The organism is Microbacterium sp. UMB0228 (assembly GCF_002871415.1).
Classification (GTDB): domain Bacteria; phylum Actinomycetota; class Actinomycetes; order Actinomycetales; family Microbacteriaceae; genus Microbacterium.
On record NZ_PNFU01000003.1, the window covers coordinates 38793 to 63910 of the forward strand.

Here is a 25118-nt window from a genome sequence, read left to right on the forward strand (position 1 = left end):
TTGGGCTATCGTCGGGGCACGGCTCGGCGGGGGCGGGGCTGCGAGGAGGAGCGTATGGAGCACGTCGACACGATCGTGGTCGGGGCCGGAGTCGCGGGGCTGACGGCCGCGCGGCTGCTGCGGGACGCGGGGCGGACGGTGGTGGTGCTCGAAGCTCGGGACCGGATCGGCGGACGGGTGCACACGGACCGCTCGGACGGCACCCTCGATCTGGGCGCCTCCTGGATCCACGGCATCGACGGCAGCTCCGTGGCCGCCGCCGCAGAGGCGTTCGGCATGCGGACCGTGGAGTTCACCGTCGGCGGTTTCCAGGTGGACAGCCGGCCGATCGCCTATCACGGGCCCGACGGGCGCCCTCTCTCCGCAGAGGAAGCGCGCGCCTTCGCGGCGGATGTCCACGCGGTGGACGCGGCGCTGCCGGACGTCATCTCCGCCTCCGCTCCTGACGCGTCCTACCGAGACGTCACGGAGGAAGCCCTCGCGCGCCAGGGGTGGGACGACGACCGCACGCAGCGGGTGCGCGAGTACCTGGAGCATCGTGCCGAGGAGCAGTACGGCGCGTGGATCGAGGATCTCGCCGCGCACGGCCTCGATGACGACGCGATCGACGGTGACGAGGTCGTCTTCCCCGATGGGTACGGCGTGCTCGCGGAGCGGCTCGCCGAGGGTCTCGACATCCGGCTGGCGCACGTCGTCACCCGTATCGACTGGAGCGAGGACGGCGTCTGGGCCCGGACCTCGGCCGGCGACTTCTCCGGCGAGACGGTCGTGGTGACCGTCCCTGTTGGCGTGCTGCAGGCCGGAACCATGGAGATCGTCCCGCCCCTGCCGGCCGTCAACGCCGACGCCCTGGGGCGGCTGCGCATGAACGCGTTCGAGAAGGTCTTCCTGCGGTTCCCGACGCGGTTCTGGGAGGACGGGGTGTACGCCCTCCGGCAGCAGGGCCCCGAGGCGCGGTGGTGGCACTCCTGGTACGACCTCACGGCGCTGCACGACGAGCCGCTCCTGCTCACCTTCGCCGCCGGGCCCGCGGCGCTCGCGACGCGCGACTGGACGGACGAGCAGGTGCAGGAATCGATCATGACGCAGCTTCGCCGGTTGTACGGCGGAGAGGTCCCCGAGCCGATCGGGCTCCACCGCACGGCCTGGCAGGATGATCCGTTCGCCCACGGCTCGTACGCCTACATGACCGTGGGGTCGACCACCGCGGATCACGACGACCTCGCCACCCCTGTCGGCGGCGTGCTCCACCTCGCGGGCGAAGCGACCTGGACCGACGATCCTGCGACCGTGCCCGCGGCCCTGTTCTCCGGGCACCGCGCCGCAGAACGCATCCTCGGACACGCGGTGCCGATCGAGCGGCTCTGGGTGGCGGAGTGACGTCGCGGCGGCGGCAGTGTGGTCGTCGCCGGACGCCCGGTCAACCCCGTGCGCCCGGCGCGACCGGCGCGCGTACGGTCGTCTGACCGAACAGAGGAGGAGAGCAATGAGCGACCCCCAGAACACGCAGGGCACGCCCGGCGCCGAGGAGGAAGCCGACACGGCCTCCGGCGGCGCTCCCGACGACAGCGGCGAGAGCACCGACGACGTGCTCGAGCGCGAGACGACGGACGACGAGGGCAAGCCCCTCGAGAACCCGTCCGGCGGCTGACCGCCGTACCGCCCGAGGGTCAGCCGCGCCCCAGGTGGCGCGGCTACTCTCGGGTCATGCGCCGCATCGCCCTTATCCCTCTGCTGCTCACCGCCGGTCTCCTCGCCGGGTGTGCCCAGGTCACCCAGGCCGCGGGAGACGCGTTCGGCGTCCCGGTCGCGGAGACCTGTGCCACGATCGACGATGCCTACGCGCAGTACCAGGACCTGCTCGCCCAGGGTGACGTGTCCGCGGAGCAACTCGATGCCGCCCGCGACGACCTCGTCGCCACCCTCGACGGCGTCGCGGATGGAATGGACGGGCAGCTCGGCGACCTCATCCGCTCCGGCGCCGATCAGCTCGGCGGCATGACCGACCTTCAGGCCCCGGAGACCGTCGAGGCGATCGAGCGCCTCCACGACGGACTCTCCTCCTTCTGCGGCTGAGCCGATTCCCGCGGTCGCGTCGCCACGTACCACTGCCGGAGCAGCAGCACGATGAGCAGCACGTCGACGGCGTCGCCGGCGTAGAACATCAGCTCCGCCCCGATCCGCGCGTCCCCGACGTCGACGCCGGCGGGCGGGTGGGCCCACAGCCACTTGGCGAGGATCGAGTGCGCGGCGATGAAGACGATGAGGACGGCCGCCCGTACGGTGACGGAGGCTCGATGCGGATCGGGATCGAGGCCGAGGATGCTCGCGGTGAACAGATACCCCGTCAGCAGGACGTGCAGGTGCACCGCAGCATGCAGCCACGGTGAGGCGTGCATGAGGGGGAACAGCGGCGTGGCGTAAAGGAGCCACAACCCGCCGATGTTGAGGGCGCCGGCGACCACCGGATGCGTGAGCACCCGGATCGGGGCGCTGCGCAGCACCCGGGAGAGCGCGCGGGCCTCGGCGACGGGAAGGGCGCGGAGGGCCAGGGAGACCGGACGCCCGAGCACGAGGAGGAGGGGGGCCAGCATGCCCACGAGAACGTGGCCGGCCATGTGCACCGGGAAGCTGCTGTGGGCCAGGGCGGCGAACGGTCCGACGGTGCCGACCGCGGCGCACAGCAGACCGCTCATCCAGGCGGCCGTCCGCGGTCGAGGCCAGGGGCTGCGGTCGCGGGTCCGCCGCAGCGCGACCAGGTACAGCACGGCGGCGCCGAGGAGGAGGGCGAGAGCGAGGAACGGGAGGACGTCGACGCCCCCGCCCGTCGCGTCCGCACCGAGGCCCGGAAGCCGCGGTGCATCGTCGTGCCCGTCGTGCCCGTCGTGCACGGCTGTCACCCTCTCGGGGCGGGTCGGGTCCGCCACACCGTGAGGACTCCGGCAGCCAGCAGCACGACGGCCGAGACGATCCAGACGGTGTCGTAGAGAACGAGATCGACGCCATAGCGGATCTGGTGGATCCGGAGGAGCTTGTGATCGACGACGCCGTCGAAGAGCTGGAAGAACCCGACCCCGGCGATCACCGCGCCTGTCCAGCGCGTCCAGCGCACGGGGCCACGGCGGCGGACATCGGCGAGGAGGAAGGCGCCGAGGATCGTGAGGAACCAGCCGAACGCATGGAAGAAGCCGTCGGAGACAAGGGCGACGTCGGAGGTCGACAGATCGTAGAAGTGGTGCCAGTGCAGCACGAGGTGGAAGACGAAGAGGTCGATCATTGAGGCGGCGACCCCGCACCCGAACAGGAAGCCGGACAGCAGCAGGCGCCGGTCGAGGCGGGAGGGGGCAGCGGTGGTCATGGGGTCAGGGTCGTCCGGTCCGTCCGCTGCGGCGACGTCCTTGACCGCATCCCGCGGGTGCGGTACGAGTCGATAGTTGCGAAACAGCAACTATCGGCGTATGGTTGATCTCGATCAACTTTCTATGCAGGAGCATTCCCCCGTGACACACACCTCATCCTCTTCCGAGACCGCGCGCTCGGCCCGCGAGGTCTTCACCGCGATCTCCGGCCTTATCGTCGGCATGTTCGTCGCCGTGCTCTCCGGCACGGTCGTCTCGACCTCGATGCCCGTCATCATCGCCGACCTCGGCGGCACCCAGTCGCAGTACACCTGGGTCATCACCGCGAGCCTTCTCGCCACCGCCGTCTCGACCCCGATCTGGGGCAAGCTCGCCGATCTCGTCGACCGCAAGGTCCTCATCCAGATCTCGCTCATCCTCTTCACGGTCGGCACCGTCATCGCCGGCTTCTCGACCGACACGAACATGCTCATCGCGGTCCGCGTCGTGCAGGGCATCGGCGTCGGCGGCCTCATGTCGCTCGTCATGATCGCCGTGGCCCTCATCATCTCCCCGCGCGAGCGTGGCAAGTACATGGGTGTCGTCGGCGGCATCATGGCCCTCGGCACGATCGGCGGCCCGCTGCTCGGCGGCGTCATCACCGACGCCTGGGGCTGGCGCGCCAACTTCTTCGTCGGCGTCCCGTTCGCGATCGTCGCGCTCGTCCTGCTGCAGTTCACCCTGCACCTGCCCAAGCCGCAGCGGGGCACCAAGGTGTCCATCGATTACTTCGGCATCGTCCTGCTCGCCGTCGGCGTCTCGACCCTGCTGATCTGGGTCTCCATGGGCGGCAACCAGTTCGACTGGGACTCGGGGACCAGCATCGCCCTCGCCGTCACCGCGGGCGTCGCCATCGCCGCCTTCGTCGCCGTGGAGTTCTTCGTCAAGGAACCCATCGTCCCGATGTCGCTGTTCCGCAACCGCACCTTCACGCTGTCGGTCATCGCCTCGATCGCGATCGGCGTCTCGATGTTCGCGACCTCGGTCTTCCTCGCGCAGTACTTCCAGCTGGCCCGTGGCGCCACGCCGACCGAGTCGGGCCTGATGACCATCCCCATGATCATCGGTCAGATGGGCGCGTCGATCATCATCGGACAGCTCGTCAGCCGCTTCGGCAAGTGGAAGGGCTGGATGGTCACCGGCTCGATCCTCGCCACCATCGGTGTGAGCCTGATGGCCACCCTGCGCTACGACACCCCGTTCACCCTGGTGGCCGTGTACATGTTCGTCCTCGGCGCCGGCCTCGGCATGGTCATGCAGAACCTCACTCTGATCGTGCAGAACGACACCGCACCGCAGCAGCTGGGTGCCGCCTCGTCGAACGTCAACTTCTTCCGCACGATCGCCGGCACCATCGGCGTGACCGTCATGGGATCGCTGCTGTCGACCAGCGTGGCCGACTTCATGAAGGACGGCCTGAAGGGCTTCGTCCCGACCACGCCCGACGAGATCAGCGCCCTGGAGCGCCTGGGCTCCGGAGACGTGCCGAAGGTGGGCGAGCTGCCCGACACGATCCGCACGATCGTCGAGAGCGCCTACGGGCACGGCATCGCGGACGCGTTCATCCTCGCCATCCCGCTGGCCGTGATCGCGATCATCGCGATCGCGTTCATCAAGAACAAGCCGCTGTCCACCAAGAACGCCGCGGAGCAGCTGCGCGAGCAGGCCGAGGAGTCCGTCATCGAGGTCTCCGAGGCCGAGGTCGGGGCCCACCTCTCGACGGGGACGATCCGCACCGGGCAGGCCGGACCGGCGACCACCACGGGGTCGGTGAGCGTGCTCGAGCGCGACGATCGGAAGCAGGAGCGCTGACATGATCGCGTCCGAGGCGGTCGGCACCCCCGACGTCGACACCGCCCTCAGCGACCTCCAGGCGCATCTCAACCTCATCTTCGCGCGGACCCGGTCGCTGTGGAAGGAATCGGCGTCCCGGGTCCACCCGGAGCTGCAGGTGGCGGGGTACAAGCTGCTCACGTTCATCGACCGGGCGGGCTCGGCCAGCGCGCACGAGCTCGCCGAGCGCTTCGAGATGGACAAGTCCGTCGTCAGTCGCCAGGTGCGGATGCTGGAGGACCTCGGGCTGATCGCCTCCGTGCCGGACGAGCGTGACGGCCGGCTCCGGGTGCTCACCGCGACGCCCGCCGCGTGCACCGCACTCACCGAGGTCCGGCGAGAGTACGGCACCCGGCTCCGCGCCGTGATCGACGAGCTCACGCCCGCCGAGATCGACGCCGCGTCCAAGGTGTTCCGGCTCCTCGCCGAGGTCTGAACCGGGCCCCGCGACCGCCTGCGGTCGCGGGGCTTCGCCGTACACTGGCGATATGAGCGCCTCGTCCGACGATCCCGCTGACGACGCTCCCCTCGACGATCTCGACCAGGCGGTCGCCCGCGTCGAGCACGAGCTCGGCCGTCTGTTCGCCCGCATCCGCGTCGGGTGGCGCGAGGCTGCCGCCACCGTGCATCCGGACCTCCAGCCGCTCGGGTACCAGGTGCTGACCTCGATCCTCGCCGGACGGGCGACCTCGGCGGGGGCTCTCATCGAGCGCCTGCAGACGGACAAATCCGCCGTGAGCCGGCAGGTGCGTCAGCTCGAGCAGCTCGGGCTCGTCGAGAGCATCCCCGATCCCGAGGACCGCCGCGCCCGGGTGCTGGTGGCGACCCCGCTGGCCGAGGAGCGCGTCGCTCTCGCCCGCTCCCGGTATGAGGGGCGCATCGGCGAGCGCCTGCGCGGCTGGACGGCCGCCGACCTCGACCACTTCGCGAACCTCGTCGCCGATCTGGGCGGTTGATACACCGGGACACCTGGTCGATTCACGGGAATACAGCGGCCGGCCGTGTCCTTGGTCCCTCTGTGACTCTCTACGACTCCGCCGACTTCGGCTCGCTGCACCTGTCCAACCGCGTCGTCATGGCGCCGCTCACCCGCACGCGTGCGGACGCCGACGGCGTGCCGACCGCGATCATCGAGGAGTACTACCGACAGCGCGCGGGGCAGGGGCTCATCATCTCCGAGGGCGTGTGGCCCGTCCTCGAGGGCAAGTCGTACCCCGGGCAGCCGGGGATCGTGACCCCCGCCCAGATCGACGGATGGCGACGCGTGGCCGACGCCGTGCACGCCGAGGGCGGCACCATCGTCATGCAGCTCATGCACGGCGGTCGGGTGGGCCACCCGGAGATCTCCGGTGAGCCCCGCGTCGTCGCCCCGAGCGCCTTGGCGGCACCCGGCCAGACGCGGACGCCCCAGGGCAAGGCCGACCTGCCGGTCGCGCACGCCCTCACCCTCGACGAGATCCCGGTGGTCGTCGAGCAGTTCGTCCAGGCCGCGCGGAACGCGATCGCGGCCGGCTTCGACGGCGTCGAGGTGCACGGCGCCAACGGCTACCTCGTCCACGAGTTCCTGTCTCCCGTGTCCAACGTCCGCGACGACCAGTACGGCGGCTCGCCGGAGAACCGCGCGCGCTTCGCGATCGAGGTGACCACGGCGGTCGCCGCCGCCGTGGGTGCCGATCGGACCGGCATCCGGCTCTCGCCGGCCCACGGCATCCAGGGCGTCATCGAGGACGACGCGGCCGACGTCCTCGCGACCTACACCGCGCTCGCCGCAGGGCTCGCTCCTCTGGGGCTGGCCTTCGTCGATGTGCTGCACCCCGAGCCCGCCGGAGAGCTCGTCCAGGCCATCCGCCGGGCAGCGGGCGCGCCGCTGATCGTCAACACCGGCTTCGGCGTCGAGACCACCCGTGCCGCGGCAGAGGAGCTGGTGGCCGAGGACTGGGCGGACGCGGTCGCGGCCGGGCGTCCCGTCATCGCCAACCCCGACCTGGTGGAGCGCTGGCGGACCGGGGCCGAGTTGAACGAACCCCGCGCCGAGCTGTTCTACGGTTCGACCGCCGAGGGGTACATCGACTACCCGTCGCTGGAGGTCGCGCGCGCCGGCGAGTGATGCGGAGCGCCCGCTGTCACACGACGATGTCGTCGGCCGTGTGCAGCGGGCGCCATGCGGTCTCGCGGATCCCGCGTCGGGGGAGGACGTCGGCGTCGGGCAGCGGGCCGAGGTCGACTCCGGTGAGGGTGGCGACCTCGGCGACGGGCACCTGGAAGGTGCGGAAGGCTCGGAGCGACGCGACGGCGAGGGCGCCCTCCCGGGTGTCGACGAGCTCGGTCTGGTCGAGGAGGAAGGCGGCGGCGGCGAGTCGGCCCTCGGAGCTCCAGGCCGCGATCTTCCAGTACCGGAGGGGGATGCGGATGCCGCGGTACGGCGGGTCGGTGTCGGCGAGCACCGGGGCGGTGAAGACGGACAGGCGCTGTGCGGTCGTCTCGGCATACGTGAGCACGTGATCCTCCAGTCCGAGCCAGAGGTCTTTCGACTGGTTGAACACGGCCGCCTGCGGCGCCGCGTTGGGGTAGGTGAAGGTGGCTTCCATGGCCGCACGGGCGTCGATGCGCTCGCCCCAGCCCGGATCGCGGCGGCGCACGAGGTGCCCGCGGTCGAGGTCGTTCCTCGCATAGACCGCTGGACCCGTCTGCTCCCTTGCGGGAACCCGGGGGTCAAGACGCCACTCGCCCGTCCGGGGGAGATCCCGCAGGCGCGCGCCGTCGATGGTGACGGCCGTCACCGCGGCGAGCCGCCGCTCCGGATCCAGCAGCACCGTGAACCGCGGCGCCGGCAGGGTGCGCACCGCCATCGGGGGCACGGGGAGCGGGAGCGGGATGCCGAGGAACCCGGGGTCGTAGCCGTCCGTCATGACCCCATCGTGCCCTGCCCCGCCGACACCGCCGCGCTTTCCCGGCTGTCGCGTGCCGACTACGTTCGAGGATCAGGGCGAGATGGAGTTCGCGGGGAGGGCGTCGATGCAGGTCTTCGAAGGGTTCTATGCGACCGTCCGTGTCGAAGACGTCCTCGGCGGGCGCCGGGTGGTGAAGGCCTTCCATCGCCCGGGGACCGCAGCGCGGGAGGCGGTGGCCCTCGCCGCGCTCGGCCGGATGACGCCGCCATGGATCGCTGTGCCGAAGCTGATCGCGCTGCAGCGTGAGGGCGACCGCGAGGTCATGGTGCAGACCTATGTGCCGGGAGTGCCCCTCGCCGAGGCCACGCCGGAACCGTCGTCCGCGGCGGCGCACGCTCTCGCCGAGCAGGTCGTGGACGTCGTGACCCACTGGCATGCGCAGGAGGGGGCCGCGTTCGAGGACCTTCGCGGCGGCACCCATGCCGACTTCCTCGCCAGCTACTCCGCGGATGTCCGTGACCTCGGTTCCTGGCTCGAGGAGGCGGATCACATCGACCCAGGACTCCGGGAGCGTATCCGTGGGACGGCACGCGCGGTGCCCGACCTCCTCCGCCCGCTCGCCGATGACCCTCCCGTCTTCATCCACGACGACTGCCACGCCGGCAACTTCCTCGTCGATCCGGAGGCGTTCGTGTTGACGGGAGTGATCGATCCCGGTGCTGCGCGGTACTCGCACCGCGAGCTGGACCTGTTCCACCTCGCCGACGCGGCCGAGGGGCTCAGGCTCTGGGAGCGCGCGGTGGCCCGTCGTCCACTCGCCCGCGGGGCCTCAGCGCGGCGTGGCCTCTTCCGGATCTGGGACGACGTCAAGCATGCGCGCGCGACCGGCTGGTGGGACGACGAATGGTTCCTTCGGCGCGTCGGCGCGTTCGAGCGGCTCTGATCGCAAGCGCTGAGGGTTCCGCCGACTGCTCACGGCGATGATCTCTCCGCTTGTCCGGAATACCATACCCCCCTAGGGTATTAACACGAGAGGCGCCGTTCGGCGCCTCCTCCCGACGGAAATGGAGCACGACGTGTCATCGTCAACGAGAAGTCCCGCGCGCTGGTGGGGGCTGACCCTCATCGCCCTGGCGCAGTTCATGGTCATCATGGACGCATCCATCATCGGCGTGGCGCTGCCGCGGATGCAGGAGGATCTCGGGTTCACCCCGAATACCCTCTCCTGGGTCTTCAACGCCTATGTGATCGCCCTCGGCGGCCTGCTGCTCCTGGGCGGGCGCTTGTCCGACCTGTTCGGGCCGCGACGTATGTTCGCGACCGGGTGGGTCATCCTCGCAGCCGGGTCCCTGGTGGCCGGGTTCGCCGGCGACGTCGTCACCGAACTCGTCGGCCGTGTGCTGCAGGGCGCCGGCTCCGCCCTCATCGCGCCTGCCGCGCTCACGCTGCTGATGATGCTGTTCGGGCAGAACCCGCGCGAGCTCACGAAGGCGATGGCGTTCTACGGGGCGGCGGCCCCGGCGGGTGGCACCGCGGGCGTGTTCCTCGGCGGCGTCATCACCGAGTTCGCCTCCTGGCCGTGGGTGTTCTTCATCAACGTCCCCATCGCGGTGCTGGTCCTCGCCCTGATGTGGCGTGCGCTTCCCGGTGGCACGCTCGGCGCGAAGGGCTCCGTCGACGTCCTCGGGGCCCTCACCGTGACCCTCGGGCTCGCCGCGCTGGTCTACGGCATCGTGCGCGCCGAGGTCGTCGGGTGGGCGGCCGCTGAGACCTGGATCGCCATCGGCGCCGGTGTCGTCCTGCTCGTACTCTTCCTGATCATCCAGCGTGTGAAGCGGGAACCCCTCATGCGCCTGTCGATCTTCCGGTCGCCGAATCTCGGTGCGGCGAACCTCGCGCAGGTGCTGCTCGGCGCCGCATGGATCCCGATGTGGTTCTTCCTCAACCTCTACCTGCAGCAGGTGCTCGGATTCAGCGCCTTCCCCGCCGGGGCGGCCCTGCTGCCGATGACCGCTCTCATCATGCTCGGGATGATCGTGCTGGCTCCGCGGGTGATCGCCGCGTTCGGGCCGAAGATGCCCATCGTCCTGGGTCTGGTCGTACTCGCCGCCGGCCTCGGCTGGATGGCCTTCATCCGCCCGGACGGGAACTACTGGGTCGATGCCTTCGGGCCGTCGCTGGTCGTCGCCTTCGGGCAGGCGCTCGCGTTCATCCCGTCCCTGCAGGTGGCCATCTCGGCTGCACCGCCGGAGGAGGGCGGCCTCGCCTCGGGCATCGTCAACACGAGCTATCAGGTCGGTTCGGCGATCGGCCTCGCAGCGGTGTCGGCGGTCGCCGCAGGTTTCGGTGCGAGCCACCTGGGCGACGCCGCGGCCCTCACCTCCGGATACTCCGCGGCGTTCGTCGCGGCCGGGGGGATCGCCCTGGTCGGAGCCCTGCTCGTCGCGGTGCTCTTCCGCACCCGCCGACCCGACCGGACGGTGGAGACGATCTCCACCCGCACGCTGTGAACACCGCGGAACCGGAACTGCCGCGCCGAACGAAGGAGACCACCATGTCCATTCCGAGAGTCCTGATCGCCTACGACGGATCCCCGAACTCCCGCACGGCCGTGGAGGCCGCTGCGACCCTCTTCCCGGGTGCGGAGGCCGTGATCTTCTTCGCCCGGCAGCCGATGGAGGGCTTCGCGGCGCACCTTCAGGGGCACCCGGTGCTCGAGAGATTGGAGGGCGTGGATGCGGCGCTCCTCGACGCGTCTGAGCAGGTCGCGGCTGCAGGAGCGGAACTCGCCCGCGCGCTCGGCCTCCGCGCCGAACCGCTGGTGTCGTCCAGCGTCGTCTCCGCGTCGGAGGCGATCATCGCCGCCGCGGAGGAACGCGACAGCACGCTCATCGTCCTCGGCTCGCGGGGACGACGGGGACTCGCCGCGACGGTTCTCGGCAGCACCTCCGCGAACGTCCTCCACCACGCCACGAGGCCCACGCTGGTCATCCCCTCCGACGCCGTCGCCGCGGCTCGTTCCGCCACTCCGAGGGACTGACTCCCGGTGCCCTTCGTCTCGGCGGACTTCTCCGTGAAGCCGCCGGACGGAGGGCACTCAGGCGGACCCGTTGTCCTCCGCGCGCCGTGCCGCGGCCTCCCGCACGCGGCGGCGGATGCGCAGCGCGATGAACACCAGGAGCAGCAGGATGAGCAGGCCGACGACCACGTCGGAGATCACGCCGCTCCACTGCTCGAGGATCGGCCGGATGGCGGGGCCGAACGCGAACCCGAGGCCGATCCAGATGCCGTTCCAGACGGCCGACCCGACCAGGGTGTACAGCGTGAACTTCCACAGCGCCATGCGTTCGATGCCGGCGGGGATCGAGATGAAGGAGCGCACGAGAGGAACGCAGCGGCCGAACAGCACCGCGCCGCCGCCCCAGCGGGCGAAGAACGCCTCCGCCTTGTCGAAGTCGTCGTGGTCGAGGAGGGGGATGCGTCCGACGATGCGTCGGGTGCGGTCCCGGCCGACCGCCGCGCCGAGCCCGTACCAGATCCACGCGCCGACGAGCCCTCCGAGGGTGGCCGCGGCCCAGGCGCCCCAGGCGTTCATCCGGCCGTCGTAGGCGAGGAAACCCGCCGCGGGCAGTATCGCCTCGGACGGGATCGGGGGGACGAACGTCTCGATGAGCACCGCGAGGCCGACACCGACCTCGCCGAGGGTCTCGATGAGGCTGAGCACCCAGCCGATGAATCCGTCGTAGCCGGGGGTGGAAGCGGCGAGGGGCAGGGTGCCGGGGGTCATCGTGTCCTCTGTCGGGGGATCGCGGTGATCGTGGAGAGCGGGTCCGTCGGAGCGGACATCGCCTCTGCACGGTATCGCGCTTCCCTGGACTCCGCCTGCGTGCGCAGGGAGCGGGAGGAGTCGGCGTTGTCAAGGCGCTCGCCGCCGTCCGACGGTACGGAGATCATGGAACCCCATCGACCGAGGAGGCAGTATGACCGATCCGCGCCAGGACGAGACGACCGGGTTCCAGGGGGAGCCCCCGACCGCCAACAACGGAGAAGGCGACGCCCCGGAGGTCGACGTGACCGATCTGGAGCCGGAGGAGATCGAGGACGGCGTGGAGGTCGACGACCGTCCCTGATCGGTGGGGGAGGTTTTGACATAGGTCAAAATCTCCCCTACCGTCGAGTCATGGGCACGGCGGAGAGCAGAGACGGCGAGACCGATGCGATCAGCGGTGTCACCGCCGCCGAGATCTCCGAGAGCGTGCGTGACCTCGTCGAACGGGGGACCCTCGTCGCCGGCGACCGCCTCCCTCCTGTCCGCACGCTCGCACAGCGCCTCGGCGTCAATCGCAACACCGTGCTCGCGGCCTATCGCTCCCTCGTGACGGCGCGCATCGCGACCACCGGCGGGCGCACCGGCACGACGGTGCTCGGACCGGCTGCCACGCCGGATGAGGGCTTCACGCCCGGAACGGCCCTGCGCGACATCGCCAGTGGGAACCCCCAGGCGACCTTCCTTCCCGATCTCGCCTCGGCGCTCGCGACGGTGCATCCCCGGTCCGTCCTCTACGGCGAGTCGGTGATCGACGCCGAACTCGCCGAATGGGCGACGCGCTGGATCGCAGAGGACCAGCCGCGCCCCTTCCGGCTCTCGGTCACCGCGGGCGCCGTCGACGCCGTGGAGCGGCTGCTCGCCCAGACGCTCGTGCACGGCGACCGGGTGGGCCTCGAAGACCCCTGCTTCCTCTCCAGCATCCAGACCGCGCGGCTGGCCGGGTACGCGCCCGTCGCCATCCCGGTCGACGACGAGGGGCTGACCGTGGAGGGAGTGCGCGAGGCTCTGGAGGCCGGCGTGCGCGCGATCGTCTGCACGCCCCGTGCACACAACCCCACCGGGGTCAGCACCAGCGCCGCCCGCGCTGCGGAGCTGCAGGAGGTGCTCGCGCCCCATCCGCATGTCCTCCTGATCGAGGATGATCACTTCTCCCTGCTCGCCCCCACGCCCTACGCGAGCATCATCGGCCCGGCGCACGAACGCTGGGCCCTCGTGCGGTCGGTGTCGAAGTTCCTCGGGCCGGACATGCGCCTGGCGGTGACGGCCTCGGACCCGGTCACGGCGGAGCGGCTCGCCCTCCGGCTCAGCCCCGGGACGATGTGGGTGAGCCATGTCATGCAGCAGCTCGCCGCGGCCATGCTCCGTGACGAGGAGGTCCATCGGCTGATCGCGACGGCGGGCGCCCGCTACGCCGCTCGCAACCGGTCTTTCGTGGCGCTCCTCGCCGCCCGCGGAGTGGTGGCCTCTGGGGAGAGCGGCCTGAACGTGTGGGTCGACGTCCGCGAGGAGGCCGCCGTGGTCGCGGATCGACTGGCGCGCCGCGGTTGGCTCGTCCGTCCGGGCTCCGAGTTCACCCTGGAGGACGAATCCGCCGGGGGGCGCCAGGTGCGGGTGACCGTGCACGATCTCGACGATGCGGAGCTGCGTCGCCTGGCCGACGATGTCGCCGCAGCTGCCGGCCCGGTCTCGACCGAGGAGGGCGCGTGACGCAGGGCGAAACAGCGGGTGTCTTCCGGGTCGGGCGGTCGTCGCGACTGGACGGCGTGCTCTACGACCTGCGCGGTCCGGTGGCGGAGCGGGCGGCAGAGCTGGAAGCCCGCGGCGAGCAGATCCTCCGCCTGAACATCGGCAATCCCGCCCCGTTCGGCTTCGTGGCGCCGCCGGTCATCGTGGAGGCGCTGCGAGCGGCGCTTCCCCGTGCCCACGGCTACTCCGAGTCCCCCGGTCTGCCGGAGACGCGCGAGGCGATTTGCGCGCACTATGCGCGCCGTCCCGGATTCCCGGCCCTGGGGATCGACGCGGTGACCGTCGGCAACGGGGTGTCCGAGCTCGTGGGCCTCACCCTGCAGGCGCTCCTGGAACCGGGGGATGAGGTGCTCATCCCGAGCCCCGACTATCCGCTGTGGACGGCATCGACCGTCCTCGCCGGAGGAGAGCCGGTCCACTACCCCTGCGTCGAGGAGGCCGGCTGGCGTCCCGATCTCGAGGCCATGGCTGCGGCGATCGGACCGCGCACGGTGGCCATCGTCATCATCAACCCGAACAACCCGACCGGGGCGGTGTACGACCGCGCGACGCTGGAGGGCATCGCCGACCTCGCCCGTCGTCACGGACTCCTCCTGCTCTCGGACGAGATCTACGACCGCGTCGTGTACCCCGGCTTCACGCACCTCTCTACGGCGCAGGTCGCGCCCGATGTGCCATGTGTGACCTTCGCGGGACTCTCGAAGACGCACCGCGTCGCCGGATATCGGGCGGCCTGGGCGCTGACGACCGGGTTCGCGGCAGACGACGCCTTCCTCTCCGGGGTGCGGCTGCTCGCCTCGATGCGGATGTGCGCGTCCGTACCGGCGCAGCATGCGATCACGGCGGCGCTGGAGCACGACACGTCGCTCGACGCCCTCGTCGCCGACGAGGGGCGTCTGACGGCGCAGCGCGACGCGGCGACGGCGGCGCTGCGGGAGATCCCCGGTGTCGCGGTGCAGGAGGCCGGTGGCGGACTCTACCTCTTCCCGCGGCTCGACCCGGAGGTCTACGGCATCCAGGACGACGAGCGCCTGGTGCTCGACCTCCTCGATGCGGAACGCATCCTCCTGGTGCACGGGCGGGCTTTCAACGGCACGGACTCCGACCACGTGCGCGTCGCCTTCCTGCCCGAGACCGACGTCCTCGTCGACGCCGTGCAGCGCTTCGGCAGGTTCCTGCAGGGGTGCTCACCGCCCCGGAACTGACGACGCCCGAACCCGGTGGAGTGACCGAGTGGCCAGGTCGCGGTCCGCAAGACCGTGCACGCAGGTTCGATTCCTGCCTCCACCTCTGAGCCGATACCCGCGCCGCCCTCAGGCCGCGAGGCCGAGCCAGGCGCGCGGCGAATGGCCGAGCCGCTGGGCGAACGCGCGAGAGAACGCCGACGCGCTGGCGTAGCCCAGATCGGCGGCGACCGCGCTCACCGACATGCCGGCACGCAGCTGCTCCTGGGCGATCGTGAGCCGCCACTCCGTTAGATAGTCGCCCGGCGCGCGGCCGACGACCTCCTTGAAGCGGGCGGCGAAGGCGCTGCGCGACATGGCTGCGGTGCGCGCGAGCGTGTCGAGGCTCCAGGGGTCGCCGGGCGCCTCGTGCATCGCCACGAGCGCGGGTGCCAGACGCTCGTCCGAGAGTCCGGGCAGCAGTCCCGGGGGAAGCGCCAGCTCACCGGAGTGGTCGAGCATCCAGCGGAGGAGTTGGATGAGCACGACCTCGAACATCCGGTCGGCGAGCAGGGGACGACCGCAGCGCACGTTGTCGACTTCGGCGAACAGGAGGTCGAGCGCAGGCGCGAGGGTGGCCACCTCGTCGAGCGGTAGGACGATCACGGAGGGCAGGGTGCGCACGAGTGGATGCGTCGTCCCGCCGTCGAAGTCGATCGTGGCGCAGGCGAAGTCGGACTCCTCGGTCGGGGCGTTGAGGAAGGTGTGATCGATCGGGCGGGGGAAGAACAACAGGCTCGGGCGGGTGATGGTCTCGCGCTCGATGCGTCCGTCCGGGCGCTGATGCGTCACCTCCATCTCGCCGCGACGCAGCACGTGGAGGAAGCCGTGGCCCGCGCTCGCCGCGAAGACCGTGGTGCCGCAGAGTGGTCCGGTGTGGAACAGGCGGCTGCGCACCCGGAAGCGGTCGAGCAACGGGGTGAGGCGGTCGAGCGGCGGCATTCCTCCATTCTTCTGGACGATGTGTCATGAATGCAAGATCAAATGATACGTATCGTACTCACTGCCGCGGAAGACTGAAGGGGAAGCCGAACCCGGCTCGTCTCGAACAAAGGAGCAACCCATGCCCAACGTCCCTCTCGTCGACCGTGAGACCGCCACCGGCCCCGTCAAGGACCAGCTCGAGCAGATCGGCTCCGCCTTCGGTGCCGTCCCCGCCATGTTCCGCGCGGTCGCGAACTCGCCCGCCGCGCTCACCAGCATGTGGAGCGCGTTCGGCGCCTACGGTGGGGGCACGCTTGGTGCGGCCCTGGGTGAGCAGATCGCCGTCGCCGTCGCGAACCGCAACTCGTGCGGCTACTGCCTTGCCGCGCACACCGCGCTCGGCAAGAAGGCCGGCCTGTCGACCGAGGTGCTCGCCGCCGCCCAGGACGGCGCCTCCGACGACCCCCGCACGGCGGCACTGCTGGCCTTCGCGCTCAAGCTCGTCGAGGAGCGGGGTCAGGTGAGCTCGGCCGACGTCGACGCCCTCCGCGCGCACGGCTGGAACGACGAGCAGATCGTCGAGACCATCGGCCAGGTCGCGCTGAACCTCTTCACGAACTACGTGAACATCGCGCTCGACGTGCCGATCGACTTCCCGACGGTGCCGCTGCGTCGCGCCGCCTGAGGTCGAGGGGAGCAGAGGCCGGATTCGCTGGGGGTCCGGCCTCTTCCGCTGCCCCGGCCGGCTCGCTAGGCCTCGACCGCATCCAGCCAGTCGGTGAGGACGCGGGTGGCGAGCGTCTCGAGCCGGGGGCCGAGGGCGCGTGCCTGCTCCCGGATCACCCGCGGGTCGATGTCGTGGTGATGCAGTTCATGGGCGTGGCCGATGAGCCAGCGCTCGATGACGCGGTGGTCGGCTTCCAGGTGGAACTGAAGGCCGAGAGTGCGCCCCACCGCGAAGGCCTGATGCGGGAAGCCGGGCGTGTGCGCCAGGGACTGCGCCCCGGCGGGGATCGCGAACTCGTCCCCGTGCCAGTGCAGCACCGGCTCGCCGTCGAGCGGGGCCAGGACCGACTCCCGGCCCTCGGGCGTGAGCGTGAGCGGACCGAAGCCGATCTCGACCGCGCCGGTCGGCCGGACCGCTGCGCCCAGGGACTCGGCGAGGAGCTGCGCGCCGAGGCAGACGCCGAGCGTGGCGCCGCCGCTGTCGAGTCGCGCCGCGACGGCGGCCTTCGAGGAGCGCAGGAACGGGTAGCGATCGTCGTCGTACACCCCGATCGGTCCGCCGAGGACGATGAGCAGGTCGGCTCCGGCGACGGCGTCCGCGTCGAGTTCGTCGATGCCGGCATCGAGGAGGGTGGTCTCGTAACCGCGCTCCGTCAGCAGGGGAGCGAGGATCCCGAGGTCTTCGAAGGGGACGTGGCGGACGGCGACGGCCGTGCGGGGCGTGCGGGACGCGGACATGCACTCTCCTCGGATAGATTTGACCTATGCCAAAAATAGCACAGGAGGTTCAGGGCTCCGAGGTGATCGTGCACGCCGCGGGGGTCCTGTTCGACTGCGATGGCGTGCTGGTGGATTCGGTCCCCTCGGCGGCGATCGCGTGGGACGCCTGGGCCCACTTGTACGCCCCGGGATTCGACTTCCTCCGAGACGCCCCGCACGGCATGCGACCGAGTGAGGTGGTCGCGGCGATCGTCGGGCCGGAGCGGGCTGCCGAGGCGACCGTCGATCTCCTCGCGCGAGAGCTCGCCGTCGCCCCGGCGACCACCGGGATCCCGGGGGCCGCTGCCCTGCTCGCTGCGCTGCCGTCCGAGCTCTGGGCGGTCGCGACGAGCAGCAACAGGGCGGTCGCGACCGCGCGGATGCGGGGTGCGGGCATCCCGGCACCCGCCCTGCTCGTCGCCGCCGAAGACGTGGACCGCGGCAAGCCCGCTCCCGACCCCTACCTCCGCGCCGCGCGTCTGCTCGGGCGGGACCCGCGGGGCTGCGTGGTCTTCGAGGACTCGGCTCCGGGGATCCGTGCGGCGCGGGCGGCCGGCGCGGGGCTCGTGGTCGGGGTGGGCGCCGGCTCCGCGACGGCCCACCCCGATCTCATCGTGCACGACCTCGCCCGTGTGCGCTGGAGCGGCGAGGCGCTGTGCCTGCGAGTGCTCAGCGGAGCGCGCTGAGGGCCTCGTCGATGACGTCCACCGCGACGTCGAGCTGCTCGTCCGTCGTCGTGAGCGTCGGCAGGAAGCGGATCACGTTGCCGTCGCTGCCCGCCGTGAGCAGCAGGATGCCGCGCTGGGCGGCGAACTCCGCGACCATGGAGGCGGCCCCGGCCAGCGGTCGCGTCGTGCCAGGGGTGCTCAGCTCGAAGGCCTGCATGGCACCGATCCCGCGGACGTCGCCGACGACGGCGTGACGGGCGCGCAGCCCCTCGAGCCGCGCGGACAGGTGCGCGCCGATCCGCCGGGCGTCTGCGAAGAAGGTCCCGTGCTCCAGCTCGTCGAACACCGCGAGGGCGGCGGCGATCGAGACCGGGTTTCCGCCGAACGTGCCGCCGAGGCCGCCCGGGTCGGGTGCGTCCATGATCTCGGCGCGGCCGGTCACCCCGGCCAGGGGCAACCCGCCGGCGATGCCCTTCGCCGTGAGCACGAGGTCCGGAACGAGGTCGAAGTGCGTGCTCGCGAACCATGTCCCGGTGCGCCCGAGGCCCGTCTGGATCTCGTCGGCGATGAACACCACGCCGTTCCGGGTGCACCACTCCTGCAGGGTCGGCAGGTAGCCCGCGGCAGGGACGACGAAGCCGCCCTCGCCTTGGATGGGCTCGGCGATGACGGCGGCGAGGTCGTGGACGCCGATGCGCTGTTCGAGATGGGCGATCGTGCGCGCCGCGGCCTCCGTCCCGTCGAGGCCGTCCCGGTAGGGATAGGAATTGGGGACACGGTGGATGTCGGGAGCGAACGGGCCGAACCCGGTCCCGTACGGCGCCGCCTTGTGGTTCATGGCGAGCGCGAGGTTGGTGCGCCCGTGGAACGCGTGGTCGAGGGCGGCGACAGCGCGCCGTCCCGTGTGTCTCCGGGCGATCTTCACCGCGTTCTCGACGGCTTCGGCGCCGGAGTTCGCGAAGGCCGTGCGGGTCTCGTGGGTGCCGGGCACCTTCTCCGCGAGCAGCTCCGCGAGGCGCACGTAGCCCTCGTATGGGGTGACGGTGAAGAGCGTGTGCGTGACCCGATCGAGCTGCTCGGCCGCGGCGGTGACGGCGGCGAGGTTGGTGTGGCCGATCGTCGTCACGCCGATGCCGCTGCCGAGGTCGAGGAACCGGTTGCCGTCCACGTCGGTGACCCAGGGGCCGTCGGCGTGCTCGATGTAGACGGGAAGCACGCTGCCGACGCCGCGGGGGACGACCCGTTGCCGGCGCTCGTGCAGCGCCCGGCTCCGCGGCCCTGGGACCTCGGTGCGCAGGCGCGGAGCCGTCAGTGCGGTGTCGGAGAACAGGCCGGGTGCGGACATAAGAGGGCTCCTTCGCGAAGGGGGTGTCGGCAGGCGCGCGACGTGGTCCCGAAGCTATGTTAGATTTTGACCTATGTCAAAGTCTGAGCATGTCGGAGACGGCGCCGCGCGCTACCCGACGGCCGTCACCGCCGCGGATTTCCGTGCCAACCTCGCCGCCGTCCGCGCCCGTATCGACGCCGCCGCCGAGCGTGCGGGACGGGAACCCGGTGCGGTGCACCTGCTCCCGGTGAGCAAGACCGTCTCGACCGAGCGGGTGCGGGTGGCCATCGGCGCGGGGCTGCACCGGCTCGGGGAGAACAAGGTGCAGGAAGCCGTACGGAAGAACCGGGAGACGGCCGATCTCGACGTGGACTGGGTCGTCATCGGCCATCTGCAGACGAACAAAGCGAGAGACGTCGCCTCCTTCGCCGCCGAGTTCCAGGCGCTCGACCGGCTCCGGGTCGCGGAGGCCCTCGACCGGCGTCTGCAGGCCGCGGGGCGCAGCCTCGACGTGTACGTGCAGGTGAACACCTCGGCCGAGGACTCGAAGTTCGGGATGCCGCCTGAGGAGCTCCCGGCGTTCCTCAAGGCCCTGCCGTCCTACGGTGCCCTCCGTGTCCGCGGGCTGATGACGCTCGCGCTGCTCACACCGGACGATGCCCGGGTGCGGGAGTGCTTCGCGCTGCTGCGCACTCTTCGGGACAGGGCGCGCGAGGAGACCCCCGAACTCATCGGCGACGGCGCCCTGTCGATGGGCATGTCCGGCGACTATGAGATCGCCGTCGAGGAGGGGGCGACGTGCGTGCGGGTCGGGCAGGCGATCTTCGGTGCGCGTGCCGTCCCCGACAGTCACTACTGGCCGGAGGGCTGACCCTGCTCAGTCCTCGGTGCGGAAGCCGGCCGCCTTGTGCGTGCCGTCGCAGAAGGGCTTGAGCGCGGAGAGCCCGCAGCGGCATAGGGCCACGGTGCGTCGGCGCGGGTCGATCACCGTGCCATCGCTCGCGTGCAGCTCGATCTCGCCGCGCACGAGCAGCGGGCCGTCGGGGTACGCGGTGACCGTGACCGGTTCGTCCCGGCCGCTCATGCGGTCGTCCTCTCCCGCAGTGCCGAGCGCCCTTCGCTCCAGGCGTCGAGGGTGTGGGCTCCGGCCCAGCCGTCGACCGTGAGGCACGCGGCCGCGCCGAACAGGATGTCCGCCAGCAGTTCCGGACGGTCCTCGGCGAGGCTGCCCGCGAGGTCACGGGCGGCGATCTGCTCGTGCACCGCGTCGGCCTCCACATGCTCCTCGAAGTACGCGGCGACCTCGTCGGCGAACCCCAGCCGGTGCAGACCGTCGGCGTAGAACCGGCACGGGATGGACGAGGTCATCTCGTAGGCGGCGAGATGACCGACGATCGCGCCGACGAGCCGGCGGTTGAGCCCGAACAGGCTCATCATGTTGTGCGAGGCGAGCGTGATCGCCGGAGCGTCGTCGACATAGGCGCCGTACGTGTCGTCGAGTCCTGCGGCGCGCAGCGCTCGGGCGTAGAGCTCCGCATGCACCCGCTGCGGGCGGCCGCCGCCGTACTCGTCCGACTGGATCTCCACGAGCGCGGCCTTGGGGCGCCCGGTCAGCCGCGGAATCGCCCACGAGTGCGGATCGGCCTCCCGCAGCGTGTACACCGATCGCAGGATCAGGGACTCCTCGGCCTGCTCGCGGGTGGCCTTCCTGGCGATGTGGCGCGACAGGCTGGGGCCGGTGTCCGCGGCGGCGAGGGCGAACAGGGCGCGACCCACGGCGTCGACCGTGGGTTCGGGAAGCTCGGGCACCGGCACGGTGTCACGCAGCGCGGCCTCGAAGGCGTCCTCGAGGATGCGGCGTGCCGTGACCACCCCGGCATCCCACTCGAGAGTCGCATCCAGCTGCGGAAGCGAGCCGTAGGAGGACGCGTAGAGGATGAACAGGGCGAGCTGGATGTCGTCGTCCCTGACCACGTCGTCGCTCGCGGCGACGGCTGCGGCGGCGAGGTCGGGGAGGGTGGCGGCGTCGTCACCGCGACCCGTGAGGACGCCGAGGACGGCGCTCGACAAGGGGCCGCGCGGCGAGAAGGCGACGGCGGTGTCGGCGTCGAGGGTGGAAACGGTCATGAGGAGGGGCTCCCATCGGATCGATCACCCGCATCCTCACCCGCGCGAGCGGCGACCGCCAGGGACTTGACGCCGAGGCGCTCGGCAGGCAAGCGCATCGGGGCACAGCTCGCCGAGACGCCGTCGGAGCTGGCCGTGTACGCGACCGCGCGGGGGACGAGGGAGGCTCATCGCGGCTGAGGCGTCGGCTGCGCCGGGGCGTCGGCGGGCGGGGCCGCGGCCTCCGAGGGGTTCCGGCGGATCCCGATCCACGACACGACGCCGCCGAGCACGAGGAGCGCCGCCGTCACCCACGCGGCGTTGTGGAAGCCGTCGAGGTCGAGCGTGCCGCCGACGATGGTTGACAGCATCGCGACCACGAGCAGACCGGCGACGCGGGAGACGGCGTTGTTCACGGCGGAGGCGATGCCGGAGTGGTTCTCATCGATGGCCCCGAGGATCGCGGCCGTCAGCGGGGCGACGGTGAGCGACAGGCCCAGACCCATCACGATCATGGCCGGGAGCACCTGCGCCCAGTAGTCGAACGCGGCGTTCACGGTCAGCAGCATCAGCGCTCCGGCGGCCATGATCAGCGGCCCGACGGTCATGAAGATGCGCGGGCCCCAGCGCCCTGCCCACCGGCCGGCACGGGAGCTCAGCAGGATCATCAGGATCGTCATCGGCAGGCTCGCGAGCCCCGCCGCCGTCGCGCTGAGTCCCGCCCCCTGCTGGAGGTAGACGCCGACGACGAAGCCGTTGAGGGAGAGCGCGGCGTACACGAACAGCGTGGCGAGGTTGCCCCACCCGAAGTCGCGCACCCGGAACAGCCAAAGCGGCATGAGCGGCGCGGCCGAGCGGCCCTGGCGCCACAGGAAGACGGCGAAGAGCGCGGCCCCGGCCACGGCGGGGATCCAGATCGCGGGGGAGGCCCACCCGAGATTCGGCTGCTCGATGAGGGCGAAGACGATGGCGCCCAGGCCCAGGGCGCACAGTGCACCGCTCCACCAGTCCACGCGGACGCCTCGCGGGTGCTCCGGCAGATGCAGGCGGGCGAGCAGCACCAGCGTCACCCCGATGGGGAGGACGTTGATGAGGAACACGAAGCGCCAGGACAGGAAGTCGACGAAGAGCCCGCCGAGCAGGGGACCGACCAGTTGAGCGGCCGTGGTGAAGGCAGTCCAGACGCCGATGGCCCTCGCCTGCAGATCGCCGCGCATGGTCGCGGTGATGAGCGCGAGGGAGCTGGGGACAAGCAGGGCCCCGGCCGCCCCCTGGGCCCCGCGGGCCACGATGAGCATGAGCGGGTCGATCGCGGCGGCGACCGCGACGGACGCGATGCCGAAGGCGATGAGGCCGATCCGCATCACCAGCACCCGTCCGTAGGCGTCGGACAGGGAGCCGGCGAGCAGGATCAGCGCGCTGAGGGTGATGAGGTACGCGTCGACGACCCACTGCTGCGTGGTGATCCCGCCGCCGAGCTCCTCGCTGATGGCGGGAAGGGCGACGTTCACCACTGTCCCGTCGAGGAACGTGACGAACGAGGCCAGCACGGCGATCGCGATGACGAGCCGCTGGAGCGGGGCGAAGGATGACACAGGCCGACCCTACTCCGGGCGACGGACGCGAGGGCCGGTCAGGCGGCCGGTGTTCCGGTACCTTCCTGCAGGAGCCGTCGGAGCGCGGGGAGCCCGTCCCGTGCGTGCGCCGCACGCTGCCGGGCCGCGCCGGTCCCGTCGGCCCGTATCCGCGCGAGGCCCGCCTGCACCGCGTCCGCATCGCCGAGCTCGTCCAGCACCGGGCCGATGTCGTCGAGCAGGTGCTCCGCCACGGTCCAGGCCGGGGCGATCTCGCCCGTGAGCGGATCCAGGAGGCGGGCCGTCATCCCGGCTCGCGACGCCATCCAGATCGACGCGTCGATCGTCTCCGTCTCATCGGCGACGATCCGCTGGCCGGACGACAGGGCGATCCCGCGGGTCAGCAGCGCGGAGAGGACGGCGTCCTCCGCGGTGAGCTGCGTGTCCGCGACGCGCGCCTCGACGGTCGGGTAGCGCTCGGAGAGGCGCACCGCCCAGGAGAGGGAGGTCGCGTCGCCGATGGTCCCGATGTCGAGGAGCTGGTCCACGCGCGTGCGGTAGTCGTCGACGTCGGCGAACCGGGGCGGGCACCACGACGAGGGGAGTCGGCGGATGAGCATGCTCCGCCAGCTCGCGAAGCCCGTGTCGAGATCGTTGCCGAACGGGCTGTTCGTGCTGAGGGCGAGCAGCAGGGGGAGCCACGCGCGAAGCCGATTCAGAGCGCGGACCCGCTCCTCCTCGTCCGGCACCTCCACGTGCACGTGCAGGCCGTTGACCTCGTGCTCGCGGGTGAGGTGCGCCAGCCGCCGCGCGACGTCGTCGTAGTGCGCCGACGGCGAGAGGCGCGGCGAACGGAGAGTGGTGAACGGCGCGCCGGTCGGAGCCGCGATCGCGCGCCGGACGCGGGCCTGCCTCCCGATGGTCGTGCGCAACGCCGTCAGCTGCTGGACGGCCTCGGTGCCGCTGCGTACCGGATCGGTGAGCGCCTCGACCTGCGAGGCCAGGTACTCGGTGGTCACGCGTCCGGCGGTGACGTCATCGCCGATGCGCTCCAGGATGTCACCGCTGAGGGCGACGGGGACGAGCGAATCCTCATCAAGCAGGAGGAACTCCTCCTCGATCCCGAAGCGCGTCATCCGGGTCAGTGGTTTCGCAGTTCGGAGATGAGCTCGGCCTTGCGCTTGCCGCTGTAGCCGGTGAGGCCCAGCTCCTTGGCGCGCTTCCGCAGCTCGGGAACGGTCCAGTCCTCGTAGTCCCCGTGCTTCCCGCCGCGGCGGCCGACGGAGCTGCGGCCGTCTCGTGCGGCCGCGTTCGAGATGCGGGCGGCCTTCTCCTTCGAAGCCCCGTCATCGCGGAGCTCTTCGTACAGCTCCGGATCCTTCAGCGAGTTGTTGCGTCGTCCTGGCATTGCTCTGCTCCTTCGCGCATCGAAAGGGTGGAAGTCAACCCCCTCCAGAGAGGGTGTGGTCCGGGTCTAGCGTGAGGTCACCGCAGTCGGGCGCCCGCGCCCCCAGAGAAGGGAAAGACCGATGAACATCCTCCTGATCATCGTCATCGTCATCGCCGTGATCCTCGCGATCACCGGAGGACTGGTGCAGTCGCTCCAGTTCCTGCTGTGGGTCGGTCTGGTGCTCCTGGCCATCGCCGTGATCGCCTGGCTGATCCGAGCGATCACCGGCAGCCGCAAGGTCTGACCCGAGTGCGGAGGGGGAGGCTCGCCATCGGCGAGCCTCCCCCTCTTCATGGGTTCAGCGGGTAGGGGATCAGCGGTTGAACGCGTCCTTGACGCTGTCGCCGGCCTTGCCCGCCGCGTCCTTCACGTTCTCGCCGGCCTGCTTCGCGTCGGCCTTCACCTGATCCGCCTGACCTTCGGTCTCGAGCTTCTCGTTGTCGGTGAGCTTGCCGAAGCCTTCCTTGACCTTGCCACCCAGCTTCTCAGCGGAATTCTTCATGTCATCTGCGCCACTCATAAGAGGCTCCTCTCCTGGACGGATCGATTGCTCTTCGAGCGTCGCACCGGCGTCGCGGTCCGTCCACGGGATTGACATTCACCGACGGGCGTGTCAGCGTTCCGCCCCCATCGACTCCCGACCGCACAGGGGTTAGCCTGGCGC

The 25118-nt window shown here is 71.0% G+C and carries 30 protein-coding genes and 1 tRNA gene; 18 read left to right on the forward strand and 13 right to left on the reverse strand.

From position 1 onward, the window contains the following. Positions 1 to 54 precede the first annotated feature (54 nt). The 3 genes from CJ226_RS07400 to CJ226_RS07405 all read left to right on the forward strand — a co-directional run bounded on the left by CJ226_RS07400 (position 55) and on the right by CJ226_RS07405 (position 2076). Positions 55 to 1380, forward strand: a complete 1326-nt coding sequence (locus tag CJ226_RS07400) for an NAD(P)/FAD-dependent oxidoreductase (protein WP_102208796.1) — start codon at positions 55 to 57, stop codon at positions 1378 to 1380. 106 nt (positions 1381 to 1486) lie between these two features. Further along, a complete protein-coding gene (locus tag CJ226_RS18075; protein ID WP_180964564.1) occupies positions 1487 to 1651 on the forward strand; it encodes a hypothetical protein in 165 nt (54 codons plus the stop codon). Between the two features lie 56 nt (positions 1652 to 1707). Further along, entirely contained in the window at positions 1708 to 2076 is a 369-nt protein-coding gene (locus tag CJ226_RS07405; RefSeq protein ID WP_062636804.1) for a hypothetical protein, read from the forward strand. On the opposite strand, the gene CJ226_RS07410 is transcribed toward CJ226_RS07405, so the two are convergent. Then, positions 2010 to 2891, reverse strand: coding sequence for a cytochrome c oxidase assembly protein (locus CJ226_RS07410; RefSeq protein ID WP_082802969.1), 882 nt, complete (start codon positions 2889 to 2891; stop codon positions 2010 to 2012). The genes CJ226_RS07405 and CJ226_RS07410 overlap by 67 nt on opposite strands. A 5-nt stretch (positions 2892 to 2896) precedes the next feature. After that, the gene (locus tag CJ226_RS07415; RefSeq protein ID WP_062636806.1) at positions 2897 to 3358 is read right to left on the reverse strand and encodes a DUF2243 domain-containing protein; all 462 of its coding nucleotides are present in this window, start codon (positions 3356 to 3358) and stop codon (positions 2897 to 2899) included. Positions 3359 to 3482: 124 nt separating this feature from the next. On the opposite strand from CJ226_RS07415, the gene CJ226_RS07420 reads away from it, so the two are divergent. From CJ226_RS07420 to CJ226_RS07435, 4 genes are all read left to right on the forward strand, one after another. Further along, a complete protein-coding gene (locus tag CJ226_RS07420) occupies positions 3483 to 5210 on the forward strand; it encodes an MDR family MFS transporter (RefSeq protein ID WP_102208797.1) in 1728 nt (575 codons plus the stop codon). Position 5211: 1 nt separating this feature from the next. Further along, positions 5212 to 5667, forward strand: coding sequence for a MarR family winged helix-turn-helix transcriptional regulator (locus CJ226_RS07425; protein WP_025102534.1), 456 nt, complete (start codon positions 5212 to 5214; stop codon positions 5665 to 5667). Positions 5668 to 5719: 52 nt separating this feature from the next. Further along, on the forward strand, positions 5720 to 6187 hold the full coding sequence (locus tag CJ226_RS07430) for a MarR family winged helix-turn-helix transcriptional regulator (protein WP_102208798.1): 468 nt from the start codon (positions 5720 to 5722) through the stop codon (positions 6185 to 6187). 62 nt (positions 6188 to 6249) lie between these two features. Next, positions 6250 to 7338: an alkene reductase gene (locus CJ226_RS07435; protein ID WP_102208799.1), complete on the forward strand. Its 1089-nt coding sequence runs from the start codon at positions 6250 to 6252 to the stop codon at positions 7336 to 7338. A gap of 16 nt (positions 7339 to 7354) precedes the next feature. Here CJ226_RS07435 and CJ226_RS07440 read toward each other — a convergent pair whose 3' ends face one another. Further along, a complete protein-coding gene (locus tag CJ226_RS07440) occupies positions 7355 to 8140 on the reverse strand; it encodes a DNA/RNA non-specific endonuclease (RefSeq protein ID WP_102208800.1) in 786 nt (261 codons plus the stop codon). Positions 8141 to 8192: 52 nt separating this feature from the next. Between CJ226_RS07440 and CJ226_RS07445 the strand changes: the two genes are divergently transcribed. The 3 genes from CJ226_RS07445 to CJ226_RS07455 all read left to right on the forward strand — a co-directional run bounded on the left by CJ226_RS07445 (position 8193) and on the right by CJ226_RS07455 (position 11162). Further along, positions 8193 to 9065 (forward strand): phosphotransferase, encoded by an 873-nt coding sequence (locus tag CJ226_RS07445; RefSeq protein ID WP_180964565.1) that lies wholly within the window; start codon positions 8193 to 8195, stop codon positions 9063 to 9065. 133 nt (positions 9066 to 9198) lie between these two features. Beyond that, entirely contained in the window at positions 9199 to 10632 is a 1434-nt protein-coding gene (locus tag CJ226_RS07450; RefSeq protein ID WP_062636927.1) for an MFS transporter, read from the forward strand. A gap of 44 nt (positions 10633 to 10676) precedes the next feature. Further along, positions 10677 to 11162, forward strand: a complete 486-nt coding sequence (locus tag CJ226_RS07455) for a universal stress protein (protein ID WP_062636929.1) — start codon at positions 10677 to 10679, stop codon at positions 11160 to 11162. Between the two features lie 57 nt (positions 11163 to 11219). On the opposite strand, the gene CJ226_RS07460 is transcribed toward CJ226_RS07455, so the two are convergent. After that, the gene (locus CJ226_RS07460) at positions 11220 to 11909 is read right to left on the reverse strand and encodes a DedA family protein (RefSeq protein WP_102208801.1); all 690 of its coding nucleotides are present in this window, start codon (positions 11907 to 11909) and stop codon (positions 11220 to 11222) included. Positions 11910 to 12102: 193 nt separating this feature from the next. Between CJ226_RS07460 and CJ226_RS18080 the strand changes: the two genes are divergently transcribed. The 4 genes from CJ226_RS18080 to CJ226_RS07475 all read left to right on the forward strand — a co-directional run bounded on the left by CJ226_RS18080 (position 12103) and on the right by CJ226_RS07475 (position 14987). Beyond that, on the forward strand, positions 12103 to 12252 hold the full coding sequence (locus CJ226_RS18080) for a hypothetical protein (RefSeq protein ID WP_153245002.1): 150 nt from the start codon (positions 12103 to 12105) through the stop codon (positions 12250 to 12252). Positions 12253 to 12302: 50 nt separating this feature from the next. Next, on the forward strand, positions 12303 to 13658 hold the full coding sequence (locus CJ226_RS07465) for an aminotransferase class I/II-fold pyridoxal phosphate-dependent enzyme (protein ID WP_102208802.1): 1356 nt from the start codon (positions 12303 to 12305) through the stop codon (positions 13656 to 13658). Continuing rightward, positions 13655 to 14902, forward strand: coding sequence for an aminotransferase class I/II-fold pyridoxal phosphate-dependent enzyme (locus CJ226_RS07470; protein WP_102208803.1), 1248 nt, complete (start codon positions 13655 to 13657; stop codon positions 14900 to 14902). The genes CJ226_RS07465 and CJ226_RS07470 overlap by 4 nt, the downstream gene beginning before the upstream one ends. Before the next feature lie 14 nt (positions 14903 to 14916). Next, positions 14917 to 14987: transfer RNA gene (locus CJ226_RS07475), tRNA-Cys, on the forward strand. 23 nt (positions 14988 to 15010) lie between these two features. Here CJ226_RS07475 and CJ226_RS07480 read toward each other — a convergent pair. Then, entirely contained in the window at positions 15011 to 15862 is an 852-nt protein-coding gene (locus CJ226_RS07480) for an AraC family transcriptional regulator (RefSeq protein ID WP_062636823.1), read from the reverse strand. 121 nt (positions 15863 to 15983) lie between these two features. Here CJ226_RS07480 and CJ226_RS07485 point away from each other — a divergent pair, with 121 nt between their 5' ends. Next, positions 15984 to 16529, forward strand: coding sequence for a carboxymuconolactone decarboxylase family protein (locus tag CJ226_RS07485; protein WP_062636825.1), 546 nt, complete (start codon positions 15984 to 15986; stop codon positions 16527 to 16529). A gap of 65 nt (positions 16530 to 16594) precedes the next feature. Here the strand turns inward: CJ226_RS07485 and CJ226_RS07490 are convergent, their stop codons facing one another. Continuing rightward, the gene (locus CJ226_RS07490; RefSeq protein ID WP_062636826.1) at positions 16595 to 17308 is read right to left on the reverse strand and encodes a glutamine amidotransferase; all 714 of its coding nucleotides are present in this window, start codon (positions 17306 to 17308) and stop codon (positions 16595 to 16597) included. 26 nt (positions 17309 to 17334) lie between these two features. Between CJ226_RS07490 and CJ226_RS07495 the strand changes: the two genes are divergently transcribed. Further along, entirely contained in the window at positions 17335 to 18015 is a 681-nt protein-coding gene (locus CJ226_RS07495) for an HAD-IA family hydrolase (RefSeq protein WP_102208804.1), read from the forward strand. On the opposite strand, the gene gabT is transcribed toward CJ226_RS07495, so the two are convergent. Next, the gene (gabT, locus tag CJ226_RS07500; RefSeq protein ID WP_102208805.1) at positions 17999 to 19342 is read right to left on the reverse strand and encodes a 4-aminobutyrate--2-oxoglutarate transaminase; all 1344 of its coding nucleotides are present in this window, start codon (positions 19340 to 19342) and stop codon (positions 17999 to 18001) included. The genes CJ226_RS07495 and gabT overlap by 17 nt on opposite strands. Positions 19343 to 19415: 73 nt before the next feature. Here gabT and CJ226_RS07505 point away from each other — a divergent pair, with 73 nt between their 5' ends. Continuing rightward, the gene (locus CJ226_RS07505) at positions 19416 to 20195 is read left to right on the forward strand and encodes a YggS family pyridoxal phosphate-dependent enzyme (protein ID WP_102208806.1); all 780 of its coding nucleotides are present in this window, start codon (positions 19416 to 19418) and stop codon (positions 20193 to 20195) included. Between the two features lie 6 nt (positions 20196 to 20201). Here CJ226_RS07505 and CJ226_RS07510 read toward each other — a convergent pair whose 3' ends face one another. The 5 genes from CJ226_RS07510 to CJ226_RS07530 form a co-directional block, all read right to left on the reverse strand. Beyond that, positions 20202 to 20408, reverse strand: coding sequence for a CDGSH iron-sulfur domain-containing protein (locus CJ226_RS07510; RefSeq protein WP_025102521.1), 207 nt, complete (start codon positions 20406 to 20408; stop codon positions 20202 to 20204). Next, positions 20405 to 21451 (reverse strand): iron-containing redox enzyme family protein, encoded by a 1047-nt coding sequence (locus tag CJ226_RS07515; protein ID WP_102208807.1) that lies wholly within the window; start codon positions 21449 to 21451, stop codon positions 20405 to 20407. The genes CJ226_RS07510 and CJ226_RS07515 overlap by 4 nt, the downstream gene beginning before the upstream one ends. Positions 21452 to 21618: 167 nt before the next feature. Further along, positions 21619 to 23025, reverse strand: a complete 1407-nt coding sequence (locus CJ226_RS07520; protein WP_102208808.1) for an MFS transporter — start codon at positions 23023 to 23025, stop codon at positions 21619 to 21621. A 38-nt stretch (positions 23026 to 23063) separates the two neighbouring features. Next, positions 23064 to 24140 carry a YbdK family carboxylate-amine ligase gene (locus CJ226_RS07525; protein ID WP_102208809.1) on the reverse strand — a complete coding sequence of 359 codons (1077 nt, stop codon included), beginning with the start codon at positions 24138 to 24140 and terminating at the stop codon, positions 23064 to 23066. A gap of 5 nt (positions 24141 to 24145) precedes the next feature. Continuing rightward, complete coding sequence (locus CJ226_RS07530; protein ID WP_025102516.1) at positions 24146 to 24412, reverse strand: Rho termination factor N-terminal domain-containing protein; 267 nt, start codon at positions 24410 to 24412, stop codon at positions 24146 to 24148. 121 nt (positions 24413 to 24533) lie between these two features. Here CJ226_RS07530 and CJ226_RS18085 point away from each other — a divergent pair, with 121 nt between their 5' ends. Beyond that, a complete protein-coding gene (locus CJ226_RS18085) occupies positions 24534 to 24698 on the forward strand; it encodes a hypothetical protein (RefSeq protein ID WP_164498167.1) in 165 nt (54 codons plus the stop codon). A 69-nt stretch (positions 24699 to 24767) separates the two neighbouring features. Here CJ226_RS18085 and CJ226_RS07535 read toward each other — a convergent pair whose 3' ends face one another. Continuing rightward, complete coding sequence (locus CJ226_RS07535; RefSeq protein WP_062636839.1) at positions 24768 to 24974, reverse strand: CsbD family protein; 207 nt, start codon at positions 24972 to 24974, stop codon at positions 24768 to 24770. Positions 24975 to 25118: the final 144 nt, after the last annotated feature.

Bases quoted from the DNA above. Each gene is read 5' to 3' on its own strand.
- CJ226_RS07480 (WP_062636823.1), bottom strand. From the start codon at position 15,862: ATGCCGCCGCTCGACCGCCTCACCCCGTTGCTCGACCGCTTCCGGGTG.
- CJ226_RS07415 (WP_062636806.1), bottom strand. From the start codon at position 3,358: ATGACCACCGCTGCCCCCTCCCGCCTCGACCGGCGCCTGCTGCTGTCC.
- gabT (WP_102208805.1), bottom strand. From the start codon at position 19,342: ATGTCCGCACCCGGCCTGTTCTCCGACACCGCACTGACGGCTCCGCGC.
- CJ226_RS07485 (WP_062636825.1), top strand. From the start codon at position 15,984: ATGCCCAACGTCCCTCTCGTCGACCGTGAGACCGCCACCGGCCCCGTC.
- CJ226_RS07430 (WP_102208798.1), top strand. From the start codon at position 5,720: ATGAGCGCCTCGTCCGACGATCCCGCTGACGACGCTCCCCTCGACGAT.
- CJ226_RS07440 (WP_102208800.1), bottom strand. From the start codon at position 8,140: ATGACGGACGGCTACGACCCCGGGTTCCTCGGCATCCCGCTCCCGCTC.
- CJ226_RS07515 (WP_102208807.1), bottom strand. From the start codon at position 21,451: ATGACCGTTTCCACCCTCGACGCCGACACCGCCGTCGCCTTCTCGCCG.
- CJ226_RS07455 (WP_062636929.1), top strand. From the start codon at position 10,677: ATGTCCATTCCGAGAGTCCTGATCGCCTACGACGGATCCCCGAACTCC.
- CJ226_RS18085 (WP_164498167.1), top strand. From the start codon at position 24,534: ATGAACATCCTCCTGATCATCGTCATCGTCATCGCCGTGATCCTCGCG.
- CJ226_RS07465 (WP_102208802.1), top strand. From the start codon at position 12,303: ATGGGCACGGCGGAGAGCAGAGACGGCGAGACCGATGCGATCAGCGGT.
- CJ226_RS07495 (WP_102208804.1), top strand. From the start codon at position 17,335: ATGCCAAAAATAGCACAGGAGGTTCAGGGCTCCGAGGTGATCGTGCAC.
- CJ226_RS07420 (WP_102208797.1), top strand. From the start codon at position 3,483: ATGCAGGAGCATTCCCCCGTGACACACACCTCATCCTCTTCCGAGACC.
- CJ226_RS07525 (WP_102208809.1), bottom strand. From the start codon at position 24,140: ATGACGCGCTTCGGGATCGAGGAGGAGTTCCTCCTGCTTGATGAGGAT.
- CJ226_RS07400 (WP_102208796.1), top strand. From the start codon at position 55: ATGGAGCACGTCGACACGATCGTGGTCGGGGCCGGAGTCGCGGGGCTG.
- CJ226_RS18075 (WP_180964564.1), top strand. From the start codon at position 1,487: ATGAGCGACCCCCAGAACACGCAGGGCACGCCCGGCGCCGAGGAGGAA.
- CJ226_RS07490 (WP_062636826.1), bottom strand. From the start codon at position 17,308: ATGTCCGCGTCCCGCACGCCCCGCACGGCCGTCGCCGTCCGCCACGTC.
- CJ226_RS07535 (WP_062636839.1), bottom strand. From the start codon at position 24,974: ATGAGTGGCGCAGATGACATGAAGAATTCCGCTGAGAAGCTGGGTGGC.
- CJ226_RS07425 (WP_025102534.1), top strand. From the start codon at position 5,212: ATGATCGCGTCCGAGGCGGTCGGCACCCCCGACGTCGACACCGCCCTC.
- CJ226_RS07510 (WP_025102521.1), bottom strand. From the start codon at position 20,408: ATGAGCGGCCGGGACGAACCGGTCACGGTCACCGCGTACCCCGACGGC.
- CJ226_RS07530 (WP_025102516.1), bottom strand. From the start codon at position 24,412: ATGCCAGGACGACGCAACAACTCGCTGAAGGATCCGGAGCTGTACGAA.
- CJ226_RS07505 (WP_102208806.1), top strand. From the start codon at position 19,416: ATGTCAAAGTCTGAGCATGTCGGAGACGGCGCCGCGCGCTACCCGACG.
- CJ226_RS07405 (WP_062636804.1), top strand. From the start codon at position 1,708: ATGCGCCGCATCGCCCTTATCCCTCTGCTGCTCACCGCCGGTCTCCTC.
- CJ226_RS18080 (WP_153245002.1), top strand. From the start codon at position 12,103: ATGACCGATCCGCGCCAGGACGAGACGACCGGGTTCCAGGGGGAGCCC.
- CJ226_RS07460 (WP_102208801.1), bottom strand. From the start codon at position 11,909: ATGACCCCCGGCACCCTGCCCCTCGCCGCTTCCACCCCCGGCTACGAC.